Origin of the sequence: Sphingomonas sp. Leaf23, from assembly GCF_001421585.1 — a bacterium.
Lineage (GTDB): Bacteria > Pseudomonadota > Alphaproteobacteria > Sphingomonadales > Sphingomonadaceae > Sphingomonas.
The window spans coordinates 730596-747642 of the sequence record NZ_LMKR01000002.1; the positions used below are offsets into that span (position 1 = coordinate 730596).

The window sequence follows — 17047 nt, forward strand, 5'->3', positions numbered from 1 at the left end:
CACGATGGCCAATGCCGCACTCCACATCGCCCGCACCGGGCTGGACGCGCAGGACACGCGGATGCGTGTCATCTCGAACAACCTGGCGAACGTCAACACGACCGGGTTCAAGCGCGACCGTGCCTCGTTCGAGGCGCTGAGCTACCAGATCGTCACCGCGCAGGGTGCCGCCTCGACCGCCGAATCGCGCTACGCCACGGGATTGAACCTCGGCACCGGCGTGAAGGTGCAGGGGACCGCCAGCATCCAGACGCAGGGGTCGTTGTCGTCGACCGGCAACACGCTGGACGTCGCGCTGGAAGGTGATGGCTATTTCCAGGTGCAGCTGCCCGGCGGGCAGCTGGGCTATACCCGCGCCGGCAATTTCAGCCGGTCGCCGCAGGGGATGCTGGTCACGACCGAAGGCTATCAGGTGATGCCCGGCATCACCCTGCCGGAAGGGGCGACCTCGATCACCATCGGCGGCGACGGCACGGTCAGCGCGACCATCCCGAACCAGACCGAAGCGACCCCGATCGGCCAGATCCAGGTGTCGACCTTCGCCAATTCGGCGGGGCTGCAACCGGTCGGCGACAATTTCCTGATCGAAACCGGCGCATCGGGTGCCGCGCAGACCGGCGTTGCCGGCCTCGATGGCCGCGCCCGCATCCGGCAGGGGATGCTGGAAGGATCGAACGTCAACGTCGTTGAGGAACTCGTCGACATGATCGAGACGCAACGCGCCTATGAGGTCAATTCCAAGATGATCTCGGCCACCGATGAAATGCTGAAATATGTCAACCAGAACATCTGACGCCGCGCGCGGCCTCGCGCTCGCCGCGGTCGTGCTGGCGGCAATGCCGGCAACCGCCCGCCCGCTGTTCGGCAGGAAATTGCCGCCCGAGGATTATTCGGCATCGCGCCCGGCGCCGCCGATGACCCCGGTCGTCGCGACCGGCGCGATCTTCCAGGTCGATCAGGGCTATGCCGCGCTGTACGAGGGCTGGCGTGCCAAGAAGGTCGGCGACCCGCTGACCATCGTGCTGGTCGAACGCACCAGTGCGTCGAAGTCGGCCGGGTCCAAGCTGGACAGCGGCGGCGGCTTCGGCATCACCCCGCCGTCGGTCGGGCCGCTGTCGTTCGATCCGAACATCGCGTCGGCATCGGGCAAGCGCAATTTCGGCGGTACGGGCACGGCGGATCAGACCAACGCGCTGTCGGGTGAGCTGTCGGTGACCGTCGCCGAAGTCTATCCCAACGGCACGATGCTGGTGCAGGGGCGCAAGCAGGTGACGCTCAATCGCGGCGACGAATTCGTCGCGATCAAGGGCATCGTGCGCGTCGCCGATGTCGATGCCAACAACCGCGTGCCGTCGACCCGCGTCGCCGATGCCCGCATTTCCTACACCGGCAAGGGCGATGTCGCCCGCGCCAGCCGGCAGGGGTGGCTCAGCCGCTTCTTCCAGGTCGTCAGCCCGTTCTAGGACCGCCCATGCGCCTGCTGCTCGCCATCTTCGCCGCCCTCCTGATGATCCAGCCCGCTGCTGCGGAGCGGGTCAAGGACCTCGGCCGTTTCCAGGGCATCCGGTCCAACCAGCTGACCGGCTACGGCATCGTCGTCGGCCTGCCCGGCACCGGCGACGACAATCTGGAATATACCGTGCAGTCGGTGAAGGCGATCACGTCGCGCATGGGGCTGCAGCTGCCGCAGGGTATCAATCCCGGCTTGAAGAACGCGGCGGTGGTGATGATCACCGCCGAACTGCCCGCCTTTGCCAAGCCCGGCCAGCGGATCGACGTCACCGTCGCTTCGATGGGCAAGGCGAAGTCGCTCCGTGGCGGTGCGCTGGTGATGACCCCGCTGATGGGTGCCGACGGACAGATCTATGCGATGGCGCAGGGCAACCTGGCGGTCGGCGGCCTCGGGGCGGAAGGTGCCGATGGCTCGAAGATCGTGGTCAACATTCCCTCGGCCGGCCGCATTCCCGACGGGGCGACGGTCGAGCGCACGGTCGACACCGGCTTTGCCACCGCGCCCACGCTGACCTTCAATCTGGCGCAGGCCGATTTTACCACGGCGCAGAATGTCGCAGGCGCGATCAACCGCCGCTTCGGTGCCGGCACCGCGACCGCGATCGACGCGGTGTCGGTGGCGATGCGCGCGGCACCGGGGGCCGATACCCGCTCGATGCTGATGAGCGAGGTCGAGAACCTGCCGGTGCAGCCGGCCGAGACGGCGGCGCGCGTCATCGTCAACGCCCGCACCGGCACGGTCGTCATCAATTCGGCGGTGCGCGTGTCGCCCTCGGCCGTGACGCACGGCAAACTGACCGTGAAGATCGACGAGAACCAGCGCATCAGCCAGCCTGCCCCCTTGAGCCAGGGCCAGACCGCCGTCGAACAGAAGAGCGGCGTGACCGTCGAGCAGGAGGTCAAGCCGATGTTCCTGCTCGATCCCGGCCCCAAGCTGGCCGATGTGGTGAAGGCGATCAACGCGATCGGGGCGTCGCCCGCCGATCTGGTCGCGATCCTCGAGGCGCTGAAGGAATCGGGTGCGCTCAAGGCCGAGCTGGTGGTCCTGTGAGCATGATCGGCGCGACGACCGGCATCGGGGTCGATACCAGCCGCACCGGCACCAGGGAGAACCTGAAGGCCGCGGGCGAACGGTTCGAGGCGGTCTTCACCGGCATGATGCTGAAATCGATGCGCCAGGCGAAGCTGGCGGACGGCTTGTTCGAAAACAAGGCCGCCGGCCAGTTCCGCGACATGTGGGACCAAAAGGTCGCCGAAGGCATGGCGGTGACGACGCCGCTGGGCATCGGCAAGGCAATGACCGAGTTTCTGGCCAAGGCACAGAAGGTTAACGAGGCGGATACCGCCAATTCGACGCAAAGTCCGTCGCAAGCTGCCGTTAACTCCTCCGAAGGGAAAAGCGGATGAGCGACCTGCTGTCGATCGGCGCGAGCGGGGTCAGGGCGTACCAGTCGGCGCTGACCACGACGTCGGATAACATCGCGAATGCCGGTACCACCGGCTATGTCCGCCGCACGACCTCGCTGGCCGAGATCGGCGTCGGATCGTCGGTACAGCTGACCGGCAGCGGCGTGACCGTTGCCGGCATTTCGCGTTCCGCCGACATGTTCCGGTCGGCCGATGTGCGCCAGACCACATCCGACGTATCGCGCAGCGACGGCGGCATCGTGTGGATGACCCGGATCGAGGATGCGCTGGGCAGCCGGGCGCTGACCACGCGGATGACCGCCTTCTTCAACGCAGGGACTACCTTGTCGGCCGATCCGTCGGCGGACGCGCCGCGCCGGGCGATGCTGGAGGAGGCGGAAAGCGTCGCCCAGTCGTTTTCGGGTACGGTCAAGGCGCTGGACGATGCGTCGGTCAATCTCGACCAGACCGCCGTCAACGCCGCTGAAAAGATCGGCAACAACGCCGCCGCGCTGGCCCGGATCAACGATGGCCTGGCGCGCGTGGCGCGCGGATCGGTGGGCGAGGTGCAGCTGCTCGACCAGCGCGACCGCATGCTCGACGAGATGAGCGAGCTGATCGACATCGACGTGCAGTTCGATCCCGTAGGCCGGGTGACGGTGCGCGCCGGCGGAGGCGACACGCCGCCGCTGGTCCACGGTATAAAGGCATCGACCGTGCGCATGTGGCGCGACGAAACCAGCAACCTGCCGGTGTTCGCCGCGATGCGCGATGGCAAGGAAACCGTGCTGTCGCCGCGCGGCGGATCGACGGCGGGCATGATCGACGGGGCGCAGCGCATCAACGAGATGCGCGCGCAAGTCGTCGATCTGGCGACCTCGTTCGTCACCGGCGTCAACGATGCGTTCGCCGCTGGCGAGGATGCGAAGGGTAACACCGGCACCGGCAACGCGATGTTCGCGATCGATGCGAGCGGCCGTGTCACGCGGCTGTTCGACGATCCCAGCAGAATCGCGGCGGCAACGGTCGGCAAGGGGCCGCGCGACAGCGGCAACCTGGCCGTGCTGGCCGAGGCGCGGCGCACCGGTGCGTTCGAAACCAAGGTCGTCGCGCTGCAATCGAGCAACGGGTCGGCGCTGGCCGCGCGCAAGACCGTGTCCGACGCACAGGGCGCGATCCGTGATTCCGCCGTCGATGCGCGCGATGCGTCGTCGGGCGTCAACCTGGATCAGGAAGCGGTCAACCTGATGCGGTTCCAGCAGGCCTATCAGGCGTCGAGCCGCGTGATCCAGGTCGCGCGCGAGACGCTCGATACGATTCTCGCGATCCGATAGGACGTATGATGCAGATTTCCACCGCCAGCTTCTACAACCGCTCCGCTGCGCAGATGTCGCGGCTGAACGCCGATCTCAACCGGTATCAGACCGAGATGACGACGAAGAAGCTGAACGTCGCGTCGCAGGATTCGACCGCGTGGATGATGCTGGGCGGGATCAAGAAGGACGACGCGGATTCGACCGCGTTTCGCTCCAACATCACCTTGTCGCGCGGGCTGCTGGCGCAGGCCGATACCGCGCTTGGCAATGTCGACGACCGGCTGGTGCGCGTGCGCGAACTCGCGACGCGCGCTGGCAGCGAAACGCTGAACGACAAGGACCGCGTGTCGATCGCGACCGAACTGGGGCAGTTGCGCGAAGGGTTGATGGCGCTGGCCAATACCCGCGACGTGCGCGGCCATGCGATCTTCGGCGGGGTGGGCGACGTCGCCTTTGCCAAGGATGCCGACGGGGCGATCAAATATACCGGCATCGACGCGACCGGGGCGACCGTCGTCGACATCGACGCGACCGCACGCATCCGCATCGGCGATGCGAGCGAGATCCAGGTCGGCATCGATGGCAGCCGCGTGTTCGGTGGCGCCACCGGCACGACGGATATCTTCAAGCTGATCGACGACCTGAAGGCGGCGATGGAAATGCCGCTGACCGACCCGGCGACGACCGGCGGTGCGACGGGCACGGGCGGTACCACGGGGGGAACGACCGGTGGTACCACCGGCGGGACCGGCACCGGCACGACCGACCCGGCGACTCCGTTCGATGCGGATGCGGCGCGGAGCAAATATGCGCTGGCAATCAATTCGGCGCTCGGCAAGCTGAACACGGCCGAGGCGCAGATCACGTCGGCACGCGCGGCCAACGGCGCGCGGGCGGCGCGGCTGGAGATCGAATCGAGCCAGCTCGAATCGGTCGGCATCGACCGCGAAGAAGCGCGCAGCTCGCTGGAGGACGTCGATATCGCGACGATGACGGTCCAGTTCCAGAAGACGCTGACCATCCTGAACGCAACGCAGGCGACGATCTCTAAGCTCGCGAACCTGTCGCTTTTCAATTATTTGAAGTGATCGCCCGCGACCCGGCCTGACCCAATTCGGTGGCCGGTAACGATTTCTCGACGTCTGTCGCGCAAAAGGGGGATCACATGACGCGCCGCGACCGGCGGGGCGCCATTTCGTAACCCAGGGGCAAGCGCCATATGTTTCCGGCCATCGGCTTCGTCGTCCTTATCGCCATGGTGTTCGGCGGGTTCGCCTTCACCGGCGGTTCGCTCGGTCCCGTGCTGCACGCCCTGCCGCACGAAATGCTCATCATCGGTGGGGCCGCCGTCGGCGCGCTCATCATCGGCAATTCGGGCCGCGAGCTGAAGGGCATGGGCAGCGGCTTCATGAAGGTGCTGAAGGGGCCGAAGTACAAGAAGCAGGATTATCTGGACGCGATCTTCCTGGTGTCGAAGCTGATGAAGATGCTGCGCGCCGAAGGGCCGATCGCGCTCGAACCGCATGTCGAGGACCCGAAATCGTCGTCGGTGTTCAACGAATATCCCCGGTTGATGAAGGACCATACGCTGGTCAACCTGATCGCCGATACGCTGCGCCTGATCGTCGTGTCGTCGGGCACGCTGGACGTGCACGCGGTCGAGGAGGTCATGGACAACGCCATCAAGACCCACCACCACGAGGAACAGGGACCGCAGGCGACGTTGCAGGGCCTGGCCGACGCGCTGCCGGCACTGGGCATCGTCGCCGCCGTGCTGGGCGTGGTGAAGACGATGGGATCGATCGACAAGCCGCCATCGATCCTGGGCGGGATGATCGGGTCGGCGCTGGTCGGCACCTTCCTCGGCATTCTGCTTGCTTATGGTCTGGTCGGGCCGCTGGCCGGCCGGTTGCAGCAGGTGATCGACGCCGACGCCGCGATCTATCACGTGGTCAAGCAGATTATCATCGCCTCGCTCCACGGCCATCCGCAGCCGCTGGTCATCGAAGCGGCGCGCTCGGGCATCGCGCATCACAACCAGCCGGGGTTCGCCGAAGTGTTCGACGGCCTGCGCGGGCGCTGATCCATGGCGCGCGCTCCGCACGGCAATAACCAGCCGCCCCCCGTCATCATCGTCAAGAAGATCATCGCCGAGGGCCATGGCGGCCATCACGGCGGTGCGTGGAAGGTCGCCTATGCCGATTTCGTGACGGCGATGATGGCGTTCTTCCTGCTGATGTGGCTGCTGGGCGCGACGACCGAGAAGCAGCGCAAGGGGCTGGCCGATTTCTTTGCGCCGACGCTGGTCACGGTAAAGGCCGGGTCGGCCGGATCGAACGGGCTGTTCGGCGGTGAATCGATCGTCGACCAGGACAATTACCCGCATCGCGCCGCGCAGACCGGCACCCGCTCGCTGACCATTCCTGCGGACTCCAGCGGCGGTGCCAAGGAAGGGGCGGGCGACAAGGGCCGGTTGAAGAACAAGGCCGAACTGACCGCCGCCGACAAGAAGGCGTTCGAACAGGTCAAGCGCGACCTGGCGCGCAAGCTTGCGAGCAATGCCGACCTGCGCAAGCTGTCGCGCAACGTCCGGTTCGTGCCGACGCGCGACGGGGTGCGGATCGATCTGGTCGACAATGCCGATTATTCGATGTTCGCGCTTGGCACCACGGCGCTGGCGCCTGAGGCGGCCAAGCTGATGACCATGATCGCGCAGACCGTCAGCGATCTGCCGAACACGATCATGATCCGCGGGCACACCGATGCCGTCGCCTATGGCCGGCCGCAGGACATGAACAACTGGATGCTGTCGTCGGGCCGCGCGGAGGCGACGCGCCGTCGCCTCGCGCTGGGCGGGGTCGGCGAGCGCCGGTTCGAACGGATCGAGGGCGTGGCCGACCGCGAACCGATGATCGTCAAGGACCCGTACGACCCGCGCAACCGCCGCGTCGCGATCACCCTGCTGTATCAGGCGACGCCGGGCTTTGGCGGCGCGCGCATGGCCAGCGTCGACAGTACCCCCGCCGACCGCGCCGACGTGCCGCGTCCGGGCCGGGAAATGCCGGCGCATTGAGGGGAGCGACTACCTCCCTCCTCGAACAAGGCTGGGCCGGAAGCCCGCCCTGACCGTACCCCCGCGCAGGCGGGGGTCCAGGAGCGTAATCCGCCACAGTCGTGCTGTTTGGCCCTGGACCCCCGCCTGCGCGGGGGTACGGTCTGAATGTCGACCCGCCCTTAAAAAAACAGCTTCCGGAACGTCAGCCGCACCGTGCGGCCATTGGGGTCGAGATAGCCCGGTTGATAGTTGATCGGCACGATCCCGTTCGCATCGGTCACCCGCTGGCGCGCATTGAACAGGTTGTCGACGCCGATGCTGATCCGCGATCCGCGCAGCCAGCGATTGTCGCGCACCAGCCCCGGCTGCTGCCCCAGATCGGCGAACAGGCGCAGGCCGACGGTGGCGAGGCTGCCGAAGTTCAGCCGCTGGGCGGAACCCGTCGCCCCGCCATCGACCTCGGTCCCCGACTGCCAGTTCACCACCAGCCGCGATCCGATGCCGTCGCGGGTGTAGCCGCCGTTGAACTGTAGCTGGTGGCGCGGCTGGCCGCCGGTATCGCTGATCGCCGATCCGTTGAGCAGGTCGAGCACGGGCAGGCCCGGCCGGATCAGGATCGTGTTGGTCAGGTTGACCGTGTGGTAGAGGCTGGCCCAGATCCGCCCGCCGCCACCAAAGCCGCCACCGCCGCCGCCACGTCCGCCAAAGCCGCCGCCGGGACCACCGGGGCCGCCAAAGCCGCGTCCACCGCCTGGGCCCCGCCCTTCGCCACCGGGACCGCCGCGACCTTCACCGGGCGGCGGGGCATCGCCCGGCGGGGGCGGGGGTGGCGCGCCATTGGCCTCGGCCGCTTCACGCGCGGCACGGCGCTCGTCCATCCGCGCCTGGCGCAATGCCTCGAACTGGCGCGACCGCGCGGTCGTCACCCGTTTCGAAAAGTTGATGCCATAGCGCAGCTGGCTGCTGTCCGCGCGCGCGAAGTTGATCGGGCGATTGTCGACGCGCAGCAGGACGCCATCGGCATCGCGCACGAACCGGTCGGGGAACGCCGCCTGGATGTCAGCGGTGATGGCAGGGAAACTCTGGATCGGATTATCGATCCGGCTGTCGGTATAGTCGAACTGGAACGATATGTCGCGCTCGCTCCACGGTTTCGCGTTCAGGCCCAGCTTGATGACGCGGCTGTTGCTCGACACCAGATCGGGATTGCCGCCGCCGATGGTGGTGACGTCGACGGTCGTGCCGCGCACATAATCAAATGTCCGCACGAACGGCGTGGTGATGAGCGGATTGCCCAGCTGCTGCTGCGTCGGCGCATTTTCTTCATGGCTGACCGAGGCAAGCAGGCGCAGCGCGGTGATCGGCTGCCAGTTGATGCCATAGCCATAGGTGGTGAGCGTGCCGAAGTCCGACAGCTGCTCGACCTCGGCATTGGCGTTGAGCGACAGCCGGCCGAGCGCCGACAGCACGTCGCGCGCCGCATTGGCGATCGGCAGGTCGATATTGGCGCGGATCGATCCGCTGTCGCGGCCGAGGCTGGTCGAATTGGCGATGCCGGCCCGCAGCGAATCGCTGGTGAAGTCGGTCGTCGTCGCCGCCACGCGGATGCTGGTGTTCGCTTCCCCGGCGGGGAGCGAGAAGGGCGACCCGGCGACCAGCGCGTTCAGCCCCGCCGCGCTCGACACCGATTTCGCGCGGTCGGCGGTGCGGGTCAGCGTGCCGAGATCGCTGAACGGGCTGAATGTGCCGGCCGTCACCGCGCTCTGAATATCGGAGATATCGACGCCGCGTTCGGTGCGGGTGCTGGTTTCGGTGCGGTCGTAATTGCCGTTCACCGTCCAGCGCCAGCGACCAATATCGCCGTTCAGCGCCAGCGCGGCATTGGCCGTCGTCGTCTCGCCATTGCGCATCAGCGGATCGGTGTCGGCATAGCGGCGGACGATCACGTCGCTGGCAAAGGGGGAGAAGGGCGTATTGCCCGGCAGCGTCAGCGAGACGCCCGGCAGCCCCAGCAGCGATTCGGTACGGGTATGTTCGACCCGCGTCGTCACCGTCGCCGCGACATTGCCGAAGATGCTGCGCGCATAGACGCCGTTCGCCGAAAACCGGTCGACCGCGCCCGACAGCGTGCGGAACGGTGTGGTGTCGGTAATGTTCGGGGTGTTCGCCCCCGCTGCGAAGCCGGCCAGCGTCGGCGTGCCCGCCGGGACCGCCGCGATCGTCACCGGCGTACCGGCCAGCGCGGTCAATGCCGGATCGATCGCTGCGCCGCTGATGGTCGAGGTTACATTGCCGGTCAGGTCGAACGGCGTGCCGGTGGTGTTGGGAATGATCCCGCGTTCGCTCTCCAGCAGGTTCGACGTGGTTTCGGCCTGCAGGTTCAGGTTGAACCGCTTGTCCTGGTCGATGCGGACCAACCCGCCCTCGGCCTCGAAATTGCTCGACCCGCCGTCGGTCGGCGCGCTGCCCTGCAACTCGCCGGTATAGCTGCGGAAACGGGGGCGCAGGACGAAGTTGATGACCTTTTGATCCGAACGATAGCCGTATTTCAGCGCGACTTCTTCGGGCAGGATATCGACGCGCAGGATCGCTTCGGTCGGCAGGTCGCGGATTTCCTGGAAACCGGCCGAGCGGCGGCCGTTGACCAGGAATACCGGCTGCCCGCCGCGCACCGATTGCAGCTGGGGAGCGAGTTCGGTGACCAGTTCGGCGACCGAGCTGACGCCGTAGGAGCGGATGTCGCGGGGGGAGAGCTGCAATTCCGGCTTGATGTCGCCGGGGACCGATCCGGGGGGCGGGCGGCCGGTGACGACGATCTCTTCCGCCTCGCTCTCGGTGTCGGTGCCGCCCGCGCCGCCCGATCCGGGCTGGGCGGGTTCGGGCGTCTGGGTCTGGGCGGTGGTCGGGGTCGGAGAGGAGGGAGCGGTCTGTGCCGCCCATGCGCCGGGCGCGGTGCCCAATGCCAGTGCCAATACCGTCCACCGCGCCATGCGCATTCCTTCCAAACCCTGCCCGCCACGATGCGGGAACAGGGGCAATAGGGTCCAAATGTCGCACAACTATCGCGGGCGGCGAAAATATCCGGGTGGGCGCTACCGCTTCAGCAGATAATTCAGCCGGGCGGCGGCGATGGGGCGGTCGCGGTCGTCCTGCCATGCGGTGGCGGTGACATTGGCGATCCGCGCGCCCAGCCGGGTGACGTTCCCGGCGGCAAAGGTCGTCCGCTCGCGCCCACCGCGCATATAATCGATGGTGACGTTGATCGGCTTGATCGTCGTGACGTCCTCGCCCAGCGCGGCGCGCAGCGCGACCCATGCGGCCATTTCCAGCATCCCGCCGATCGCGCCGCCATGGACGAAACCGGGCCGCCCCAGCACGTCGCGGCCAAAGCCCATCGTCACGAACGGATGGCCGTCGGCATCGGTGTCGAAGGTCATGCCGAGCAGTTCGGCATAGGGAGAGACCGTCATGCCGCACCGTCCAGCAGCATGAAGGTGCCCGCGACATGCGCGACCGGATCGTGCGGGTCGCCGTCATGGGCGATGCCGCGCACGAACGCGACCTGCCGCGCGACGCGGTAGCATTCGCCGCGCCCGACGACCGTCCGCCCCGGCGTGGCCGGCCGCAGATAATCGAGCCGCAGGTCGAGCGTGGCATGCGGCAGGAACGCGCCGCGCTTCAGCCACACCCCGACGCTGGTCGCCATGTCCATGAGCGTGACGATCGGCCCCGATGCCAGCACCCCGCGCGCCGGATCACCGATCAGGTCGTCGCGAAACGGCAGCAGCAATTCGCACCAGTCGGCCCCATGCGCCTGATACCCGATGCCGAGGCGCGATCCATGGCCATCGAGCCGCGCGGCAAAGAAACGGGCCGGATCGAAACCGGGCGAAGGGGCGGGGAACGTCATCGCCAGCGTCATAGGGCGGAACGCCGACCGATTGAAGCGCGCGATCATAACAGCCTTGTAACTAGGGGCGGCAGCTGCGGGGCCATAGGGTCGCGGGTGCGGCGCGCTGTCGTCGTATTTTGGGGGAAAGAAGGACATGCCGATCGTCACCATCGCGATGGCCGAAATCGTCGAACTGGGTACGCAGGTCGCGACGACCGGCGCGATCCGCGCGGCGGAGGCGTCGGGCGATCAGGTCTTCGAATATATCATCGCCGTCGCCATGCTGGTGTACGAGATGTACCCGAACTGAGATGCCGTCACCGATCGATGGCCGATTGCGCGATGCGATCGCGGCAGCGCGGGTCCGGTCGCTGGCCGCCGGGCGCGCGTGGGCCGACGATGCGGCGGTTCGGGCGGTAACGGCACGCTTTGCCGATGTGACGACGCTGGCCGAGGGAGAGGCCGTTGCGCGTGCATTGGTGGAGGATGCCGGATGGGTCGCGGCAATGCTCGCCCCATGGATCGCGCGATTGCGGGACGATCCGCTGTTCGAACCGCCGTTCAAGAGCCAGCGCGACCTGCTGCGCACGGGCATGGTGCTGGCGGAGACGCCGGTGGCCAGCGTGACGATGGCGGCGATCGACCCGCTGGCCCCCGCCGCGCGGGTGCTGCCCGATACGGTCGTCGTGGGCGGGCGGGTGTCGTGGACGCGGTATCTGCGCGGGGGGCAGGCCCGGCTGTGGCGATGGCGTGCCGACCGTATCGACGAACACTGGCATGGCGGCATCGCCGCACCCGCCCGGCCGCTGGGGGTGCAGCCGCTCGGCGATGGTGCGGTGGTGCGGCTGGACGGGCGCAGCGATGCGATGCTGCTGGTCGATCCGGCATCGGCGGTCGTGTCGGTCACGATCACGCTGCGTCCCGGTGCCGCGCCGTTCCTGCGTGAATATGACCGGGTGGGCGGCGCGCTGGTCCGCGTGGCGACGCTCGACGACGGTGCCGCGCGCAGCACGATGCTGCTGACGCTGCTGCGCGAACTGGGGCAGGCGGATGCGGAAGTTTTCGACAGCTTGTCGCGCGATCCGGCGTTCTTCGTCCGCTGGGACGCGATGCGTGAATGGCTGGCCACCGATGCCCGCGCCGCGCTGCCGCGGTTGCAGGGGATGACCGATGACCCGCATCCCGACATCCGCGCCGCCGCGCAGGCGATGCTGCCGCTGGTCGAGCAACGGGTGGAGCCGGCATGGCCCGCCTGATCGATCCGGGTGACGGCGATGCGATCGGACTGGACGATCTGGTCGACCTGCTCGCCGCCGAACCGGTCGATGTGCGTGACGAGGAGGCGTTTGCCTCACTCGGCTCCGCGCTGGCCCGGCTGGGGCGCAACCGGACATTTTTGGGCGAGCTGGCACTGGCCGAACTTCGCCAGCGGTGCCGGGGACAGGTCGATGGCAATGCCTATGGCGCGCAGGTGCTGCTGCTGCGTCCGCCCGACGGCCGGTTCGTGCTGCGCGCCAATTTCTGGCCGGCGGCACAGGACCGGGCGCTCCGGGCCGGTGGGCGTGGCGCCTTTTTCTACGACCTGCCGCACGACCATAATTTCCCGTTCCTGACGGTCGGCTATCATGGGCCGGGCTATTGGAGCGACGATTATCGCTATGACGTCACCGCGATCGATGGCGTGGTGGGCGAGGCGGCGGGGCTGCGCCATGTCGGGCGGTCGCGGCTCGATCCGGGCAAGGTGCTGCTCTACCGGATGCGCGACGACGTGCATGTCCAGCTGCCGCCCGATGCGTTTTCGGTGTCGCTCAATATCCTGGGCTATGATGCGGCGCAGCCATGGCTCGACCAGTATCGGTTCGACATTCGCGGCAACACGATCGCGCAGGTGCTGACCTCGACCCCGGCCGAGGCGCTGGTGACGCTGGCGGTCGGGGCCGACCTGCCCGATGCGCTCGACCTTGCCGAAGCCTTTGCCGCGCGCCACCCGTGCGAGCGGATGCGGATCACCGCGCTCGACGCGCTGGTCCGCTCCGGCCCCGATCCGGCAGGGGCGCTGCACCGCGCGGCCGGGGATGCGTCGTGGCGGGTGGCGATCCATGCGCGGCGCCTGCTGGAACAGATCGATCCGGTTCGGACCCGGTTGGCGTAACCCGCCGGCGATGGGCGGTTAAGGTGGCGTCGATGCATGTCGTCGTTGCCCTTGATCCCGTTCCGACGCTCGTCGCCCCGGCGCAGCGGCGCGGCATCGCGTTGCGCCCGCTGCACGACGCCCCGCATGCTGCCGTGCGCCTGGCGCGCTGGCGACCGCATGAAGGGTGCGCGCCGGGGCGGTTGCACATGGTGCGCGCGGGCCAACGGTCGGTGCGGGCGATGCTGCTGGTCGAGGATGCCGACGCGCTGGCCGCCGGGCTGGAGGCCGGCGCGGACGACGCGGTGCTGGAGCGCGCGCACCCGGTCGAGATCGTCGCGCGGTTGCTCGCGCTACTACGCGGGGTCCGGCACGACGGGGTAATGACCATCGGCGACCTGACCATCGACCGCGCCGCGCGCCGGGTGTGGCGCGGCGGCGTGGCGCTGCACCTGCTGCCGCGCGAATATGCGGTGCTGGAATATCTGGCCGACCAGGCCGGCAGCACCATTTCGCGCGACGCGCTGTTGCGGGCGGTATGGGACCGCGCGTTCGATCCGGGCACCAACGTCGTGCAGGTGCAGATGTCGCGGCTGCGCGCCAAGCTCGATGCCGCCGGGCCACCGCTGCTCCACACCGATCGCGGGCGCGGTTATCGGCTGGGCGATCCGCCATGGCGCGGGTCGCCTGCGCCGGGTAGCTAGGTCCCGGAACAAAACGGGATGAGGGTGCCGCATGACTCGGGTGACGATTTCGACGGTCGATGGCGTTGCCGAGGTGCGGCTGGCGCGCGGGGACAAGATGAACGCGATCGACCCGGCGATGTTCGACGCGCTGATCGACGCGATCGACAGGCTGCGGGCGTCGTCGGCACGCTGCGTCGTGCTGTCGGGCGAGGGGCGGGCGTTCTGCGCCGGGCTGGACATGGTCAGCATGGCTGGTGACGCGGCAGGCCTCGACCTCGCAACGCGCAGCCACGGGATCGCCAATCGGGTGCAGCAGGTGGCGTGGGGCTGGCGGATGCTGCCGATGCCGGTGATCGCCGCGGTGCAGGGGCTGGCGTTCGGCGGGGGCATGCAGATCATGGCCGGGGCCGATGTGCGGATCGCCGCACCCGACACACGCTTTGCAATCCTGGAGGCGAAATGGGGGCTGGTCGCCGACATGGCGGGCTTTGCGCTGTGGCGCGACGTGCGGGGTGACCTGCTTCGCGAACTCGCCTTCTCCGCGCGCGAATTTACGGCGCAGGAGGCGCTGCGGGCCGGGTTCGTCACGCGATTGGCCGACGATCCGCATGGCGCGGCGATGGTCCTCGCCCGCGCGATCGCAGTGCGCAGCCCCGATGCCGTCCGCGCCGCCAAGCGGATGGCGAACCTTGCCGACGATGCCGATGCCGCCACGATCCTCGCCGCCGAAAGCGCCGAGCAACAGGCGCTGCTGGGCATGCCCAATCAGGTCGAGGCGGTGCGCGCGGGGATGGAGAAGCGGGCGCCGAACTTCGCGGACTGACCCACCCATCGTCACTCCCGCCCCTGCGGGAGTGACGAGGAGGCTCAGATATCCTGCACCAACCGCCCGTACAGTTCCGGCCGGCGATCGCGGAAGAAGCCGAACGCCGCGCGGTGGCGTTTTACCCGGTCAAGGTCGAAGGTGGCGGTGATGACGCCCTCTTCCTCACGGTCCAGTTCAGCGACGATATCGCCGCGTTCGTCGGTGATGAACGACGTGCCGTAAAAGGTCTGGCCATGCTCCACGCCGACGCGGTTGGCGGCGACGACCGGCACGACGTTCGACACGGCATGGCCGACCATCGCGCGGCGCCACAGCCGCGCGGTGTCGAGGCTGGTGTCATGCGGTTCGCTGCCGATCGCGGTCGGGAAGAACAGGACCTGCGCGCCCATCAGCATCAGCGCGCGCGCGGTTTCGGGATACCATTGGTCCCAGCAGATGCCGACACCCAGCTTCGCCGGGCCGTCCCACACCTTGAACCCGGTATTGCCGGGGCGGAAATAGAATTTTTCCTCGTATCCCGGCCCGTCGGGGATATGGCTCTTGCGATACACGCCCTGGATGCGGCCATCGGGATCGATCATCGCCAGGCTGTTGTAATGATGCTGCCCATCCAGTTCGAAGAAGCTGGTGGGAATTGCGATCTTCAGTTCGCGCGCCAGTTCCTGCATCGCCAGCACCGCCTTGTGCTCGGCCACCGGCTTCGCATTGGCGAACAGCCCTTCGTCCTCGACCCGGCAGAAATATTCGCCCTCGAACAGTTCGGGCGGCAGCACGACCTGCGCCCCTTTCGCAGCAGCTTCGCGGACGAGGCGAGAGACATTGGCGATGTTGCGGTCGATATCGGCGGTGAAGCCGAGCTGGAGCGCGGCAACGGTGATGTCGGTCATGGCGGGTCCTAAAGCGTGACGCCGAAACGGGCGGCGACGGGGATAGTGGCGCAATACAGCAGGATCGTGACACCGCAACCGGCGAGCAGCGCCCACCAAAAGCCGATGCCGTGGCGCAGCAGCGCGGGCACGATCAGGAACATGGGAAGCGAGGGCAGGACATACCAGAAGGTCGCCTCCGCATGGGTCGCCAGCCGCGCCGTGTCCCCCGTATCGCGCCACAGCCAGATCATGCCGAGCAGCGACACGAGCGGCAGCGACGCGACCAGGGCCCCCGCCGCCGGGCTGCGCCGGGCAATCAGTGCGACGGCAGCGACAATCAGCCCGGACAGCGCGGCGCGGATCGCAAAGGCGATCAAGCCGCCGGAATCTGCTGGCTGATGCAGTGGAAGCTGCCGCCGCCGGTCAGGATATGGTCGGCGCGCAGCCCCACGACCTCATGGTCCGGAAAGATTTCGGCAAAGGCGGCGACCGCCGCATCGTCGGTCCCGGTGCCATAGAGCGGCACGACCACGGCGGCATTGCCGATATAGAAGTTCATGTGGCTGCCCGGAATGATCTCCTCGTCCGGCGACAGCACGCGACCGGGTGAGGGGACCAGCACGACCTCCACGCCGAACGCCGTCGCGCGGGCGGCGGCATCCTGATAGATGCGCCAGTTGGGGTCGTTTTCCGCGGCTTGCGGGATCGCCAGCCGGTTCGGCCCGACGAACCGCGCGAGGTTGTCGACATGGCCGTCGGTATGGTCGTTGATCAGGCCATCGCCCAGCCACAGCACCCGGTCATAGCCCAGATCCTCGCGCAGCCGCGTCTCGGCAGCATCGCGATAGAAATGGTCGTTGCGGTTGGGGTTCAGCAGGCATTGCTCGGTCGTCACCACCAGCCCGGTGCCGTCGCCGTCCAGCGCGCCGCCCTCGACCACCCAGTCATGGTCGGCGACCGCCATCCCACGCTCGCGTGCCAGCCGCAGGCCGATATCGTCGTCGCCGGGCAGGTCGTATTTGCCGCCCCAGCCGTTGAACCGGAAGCGGTGCGCGGTGCCGTCGCCGCCGATGATCGGGCCGGTATCGCGCAGCCAGATATCGCCGAACGGCTCGATCACCACTTCGGTAAAGGGGGCCCGCCGGCGTGCATCGTCGGCTGCCTCTATATCGGCGGCGACCAGCAGGACCGTTTCGCCCCGGCCGCCGGCATGGACCGCGCGGGCAAAGGCGACCACCTCGTCGCGGGCGGGGTCGAGGTCCTCCTGCCACAGTTCGGCGTGGCTGGGATAGCCGATCCATACGGCGGCGTGGGGGGCCCATTCGGGTTTCGGCGCGTTCATGCGCGCGGAAA

At 67.9% G+C, this 17047-nt stretch carries 19 protein-coding genes; 13 read left to right on the forward strand and 6 right to left on the reverse strand.

Annotation, left to right across the window (positions count from 1 at the left end):
- The first annotated feature begins 4 nt into the window (after nucleotides 1-4).
- From flgG to ASE67_RS07240, 8 genes are all read left to right on the forward strand, one after another.
- Nucleotides 5-793: a flagellar basal-body rod protein FlgG gene (flgG, locus tag ASE67_RS07205; RefSeq protein ID WP_055758475.1), complete on the forward strand. Its 789-nt coding sequence runs from the start codon at nucleotides 5-7 to the stop codon at nucleotides 791-793.
- Nucleotides 774-1463 carry a flagellar basal body L-ring protein FlgH gene (locus tag ASE67_RS07210; RefSeq protein ID WP_082456995.1) on the forward strand — a complete coding sequence of 230 codons (690 nt, stop codon included), beginning with the start codon at nucleotides 774-776 and terminating at the stop codon, nucleotides 1461-1463. The genes flgG and ASE67_RS07210 overlap by 20 nt, the downstream gene beginning before the upstream one ends.
- 8 nt (nucleotides 1464-1471) lie before the next feature.
- Nucleotides 1472-2563, forward strand: coding sequence for a flagellar basal body P-ring protein FlgI (locus ASE67_RS07215; protein ID WP_055758478.1), 1092 nt, complete (start codon nucleotides 1472-1474; stop codon nucleotides 2561-2563).
- Between the two features lie 2 nt (nucleotides 2564-2565).
- Nucleotides 2566-2919 (forward strand): rod-binding protein, encoded by a 354-nt coding sequence (locus ASE67_RS07220; RefSeq protein WP_055759292.1) that lies wholly within the window; start codon nucleotides 2566-2568, stop codon nucleotides 2917-2919.
- A complete protein-coding gene (gene flgK, locus ASE67_RS07225) occupies nucleotides 2916-4253 on the forward strand; it encodes a flagellar hook-associated protein FlgK (RefSeq protein ID WP_055758481.1) in 1338 nt (445 codons plus the stop codon). Before ASE67_RS07220 ends, flgK begins: the two co-directional genes overlap by 4 nt.
- Before the next feature lie 8 nt (nucleotides 4254-4261).
- A complete protein-coding gene (locus ASE67_RS07230; RefSeq protein ID WP_162236335.1) occupies nucleotides 4262-5323 on the forward strand; it encodes a flagellin N-terminal helical domain-containing protein in 1062 nt (353 codons plus the stop codon).
- Nucleotides 5324-5454: 131 nt separating this feature from the next.
- Nucleotides 5455-6318, forward strand: coding sequence for a flagellar motor stator protein MotA (gene motA, locus ASE67_RS07235; RefSeq protein ID WP_055758486.1), 864 nt, complete (start codon nucleotides 5455-5457; stop codon nucleotides 6316-6318).
- A 3-nt stretch (nucleotides 6319-6321) separates the two neighbouring features.
- Entirely contained in the window at nucleotides 6322-7308 is a 987-nt protein-coding gene (locus tag ASE67_RS07240) for a flagellar motor protein MotB (RefSeq protein ID WP_082456996.1), read from the forward strand.
- 161 nt (nucleotides 7309-7469) lie between these two features.
- Here ASE67_RS07240 and ASE67_RS07245 read toward each other — a convergent pair whose 3' ends face one another.
- From ASE67_RS07245 to ASE67_RS07255, 3 genes are all read right to left on the reverse strand, one after another.
- Nucleotides 7470-10280 carry a hypothetical protein gene (locus ASE67_RS07245; RefSeq protein ID WP_055758489.1) on the reverse strand — a complete coding sequence of 937 codons (2811 nt, stop codon included), beginning with the start codon at nucleotides 10278-10280 and terminating at the stop codon, nucleotides 7470-7472.
- 102 nt (nucleotides 10281-10382) lie between these two features.
- A complete protein-coding gene (locus ASE67_RS07250; RefSeq protein ID WP_055758492.1) occupies nucleotides 10383-10760 on the reverse strand; it encodes a PaaI family thioesterase in 378 nt (125 codons plus the stop codon).
- Entirely contained in the window at nucleotides 10757-11200 is a 444-nt protein-coding gene (locus ASE67_RS07255; RefSeq protein WP_055759295.1) for a PaaI family thioesterase, read from the reverse strand. Before ASE67_RS07255 ends, ASE67_RS07250 begins: the two co-directional genes overlap by 4 nt.
- Nucleotides 11201-11336: 136 nt before the next feature.
- Here ASE67_RS07255 and ASE67_RS18145 point away from each other — a divergent pair, with 136 nt between their 5' ends.
- Genes ASE67_RS18145 through ASE67_RS07275 form a run of 5 tightly spaced genes read left to right on the forward strand, consistent with a single transcriptional unit; the run spans nucleotide 11337 to nucleotide 14822 of the window.
- Nucleotides 11337-11492, forward strand: coding sequence for a hypothetical protein (locus tag ASE67_RS18145; RefSeq protein ID WP_156347617.1), 156 nt, complete (start codon nucleotides 11337-11339; stop codon nucleotides 11490-11492).
- A 1-nt stretch (nucleotide 11493) separates the two neighbouring features.
- On the forward strand, nucleotides 11494-12438 hold the full coding sequence (locus tag ASE67_RS07260; protein WP_055758495.1) for a hypothetical protein: 945 nt from the start codon (nucleotides 11494-11496) through the stop codon (nucleotides 12436-12438).
- On the forward strand, nucleotides 12426-13334 hold the full coding sequence (locus ASE67_RS07265) for a hypothetical protein (protein ID WP_055758497.1): 909 nt from the start codon (nucleotides 12426-12428) through the stop codon (nucleotides 13332-13334). Before ASE67_RS07260 ends, ASE67_RS07265 begins: the two co-directional genes overlap by 13 nt.
- A gap of 32 nt (nucleotides 13335-13366) precedes the next feature.
- Nucleotides 13367-14017, forward strand: coding sequence for a winged helix-turn-helix domain-containing protein (locus ASE67_RS07270; RefSeq protein WP_055758502.1), 651 nt, complete (start codon nucleotides 13367-13369; stop codon nucleotides 14015-14017).
- Between the two features lie 31 nt (nucleotides 14018-14048).
- Complete coding sequence (locus ASE67_RS07275; protein WP_055758504.1) at nucleotides 14049-14822, forward strand: crotonase/enoyl-CoA hydratase family protein; 774 nt, start codon at nucleotides 14049-14051, stop codon at nucleotides 14820-14822.
- Nucleotides 14823-14866: 44 nt separating this feature from the next.
- On the opposite strand, the gene aguB is transcribed toward ASE67_RS07275, so the two are convergent.
- The 3 genes from aguB to ASE67_RS07290 are packed head-to-tail and all read right to left on the reverse strand — an operon-like array spanning nucleotide 14867 to nucleotide 17036.
- Nucleotides 14867-15712 carry an N-carbamoylputrescine amidase gene (gene aguB, locus ASE67_RS07280; protein ID WP_055758506.1) on the reverse strand — a complete coding sequence of 282 codons (846 nt, stop codon included), beginning with the start codon at nucleotides 15710-15712 and terminating at the stop codon, nucleotides 14867-14869.
- 8 nt (nucleotides 15713-15720) lie between these two features.
- Nucleotides 15721-16071 carry a DUF3147 family protein gene (locus ASE67_RS07285; protein ID WP_055758509.1) on the reverse strand — a complete coding sequence of 117 codons (351 nt, stop codon included), beginning with the start codon at nucleotides 16069-16071 and terminating at the stop codon, nucleotides 15721-15723.
- Nucleotides 16068-17036, reverse strand: coding sequence for an agmatine deiminase family protein (locus tag ASE67_RS07290; protein ID WP_055758512.1), 969 nt, complete (start codon nucleotides 17034-17036; stop codon nucleotides 16068-16070). The genes ASE67_RS07285 and ASE67_RS07290 overlap by 4 nt, the downstream gene beginning before the upstream one ends.
- Between the last annotated feature and the right edge of the window lie 11 nt (nucleotides 17037-17047).

Bases quoted from the DNA above. Each gene is read 5' to 3' on its own strand.
- flgG (WP_055758475.1), top strand. From the start codon at position 5: ATGGCCAATGCCGCACTCCACATCGCCCGCACCGGGCTGGACGCGCAG.
- ASE67_RS07210 (WP_082456995.1), top strand. From the start codon at position 774: ATGTCAACCAGAACATCTGACGCCGCGCGCGGCCTCGCGCTCGCCGCG.
- ASE67_RS07215 (WP_055758478.1), top strand. From the start codon at position 1,472: ATGCGCCTGCTGCTCGCCATCTTCGCCGCCCTCCTGATGATCCAGCCC.
- ASE67_RS07220 (WP_055759292.1), top strand. From the start codon at position 2,566: ATGATCGGCGCGACGACCGGCATCGGGGTCGATACCAGCCGCACCGGC.
- flgK (WP_055758481.1), top strand. From the start codon at position 2,916: ATGAGCGACCTGCTGTCGATCGGCGCGAGCGGGGTCAGGGCGTACCAG.
- ASE67_RS07230 (WP_162236335.1), top strand. From the start codon at position 4,262: ATGCAGATTTCCACCGCCAGCTTCTACAACCGCTCCGCTGCGCAGATG.
- motA (WP_055758486.1), top strand. From the start codon at position 5,455: ATGTTTCCGGCCATCGGCTTCGTCGTCCTTATCGCCATGGTGTTCGGC.
- ASE67_RS07240 (WP_082456996.1), top strand. From the start codon at position 6,322: ATGGCGCGCGCTCCGCACGGCAATAACCAGCCGCCCCCCGTCATCATC.
- ASE67_RS07245 (WP_055758489.1), bottom strand. From the start codon at position 10,280: ATGGCGCGGTGGACGGTATTGGCACTGGCATTGGGCACCGCGCCCGGC.
- ASE67_RS07250 (WP_055758492.1), bottom strand. From the start codon at position 10,760: ATGACGGTCTCTCCCTATGCCGAACTGCTCGGCATGACCTTCGACACC.
- ASE67_RS07255 (WP_055759295.1), bottom strand. From the start codon at position 11,200: ATGACGTTCCCCGCCCCTTCGCCCGGTTTCGATCCGGCCCGTTTCTTT.
- ASE67_RS18145 (WP_156347617.1), top strand. From the start codon at position 11,337: ATGCCGATCGTCACCATCGCGATGGCCGAAATCGTCGAACTGGGTACG.
- ASE67_RS07260 (WP_055758495.1), top strand. From the start codon at position 11,494: ATGCCGTCACCGATCGATGGCCGATTGCGCGATGCGATCGCGGCAGCG.
- ASE67_RS07265 (WP_055758497.1), top strand. From the start codon at position 12,426: ATGGCCCGCCTGATCGATCCGGGTGACGGCGATGCGATCGGACTGGAC.
- ASE67_RS07270 (WP_055758502.1), top strand. From the start codon at position 13,367: ATGCATGTCGTCGTTGCCCTTGATCCCGTTCCGACGCTCGTCGCCCCG.
- ASE67_RS07275 (WP_055758504.1), top strand. From the start codon at position 14,049: ATGACTCGGGTGACGATTTCGACGGTCGATGGCGTTGCCGAGGTGCGG.
- aguB (WP_055758506.1), bottom strand. From the start codon at position 15,712: ATGACCGACATCACCGTTGCCGCGCTCCAGCTCGGCTTCACCGCCGAT.
- ASE67_RS07290 (WP_055758512.1), bottom strand. From the start codon at position 17,036: ATGAACGCGCCGAAACCCGAATGGGCCCCCCACGCCGCCGTATGGATC.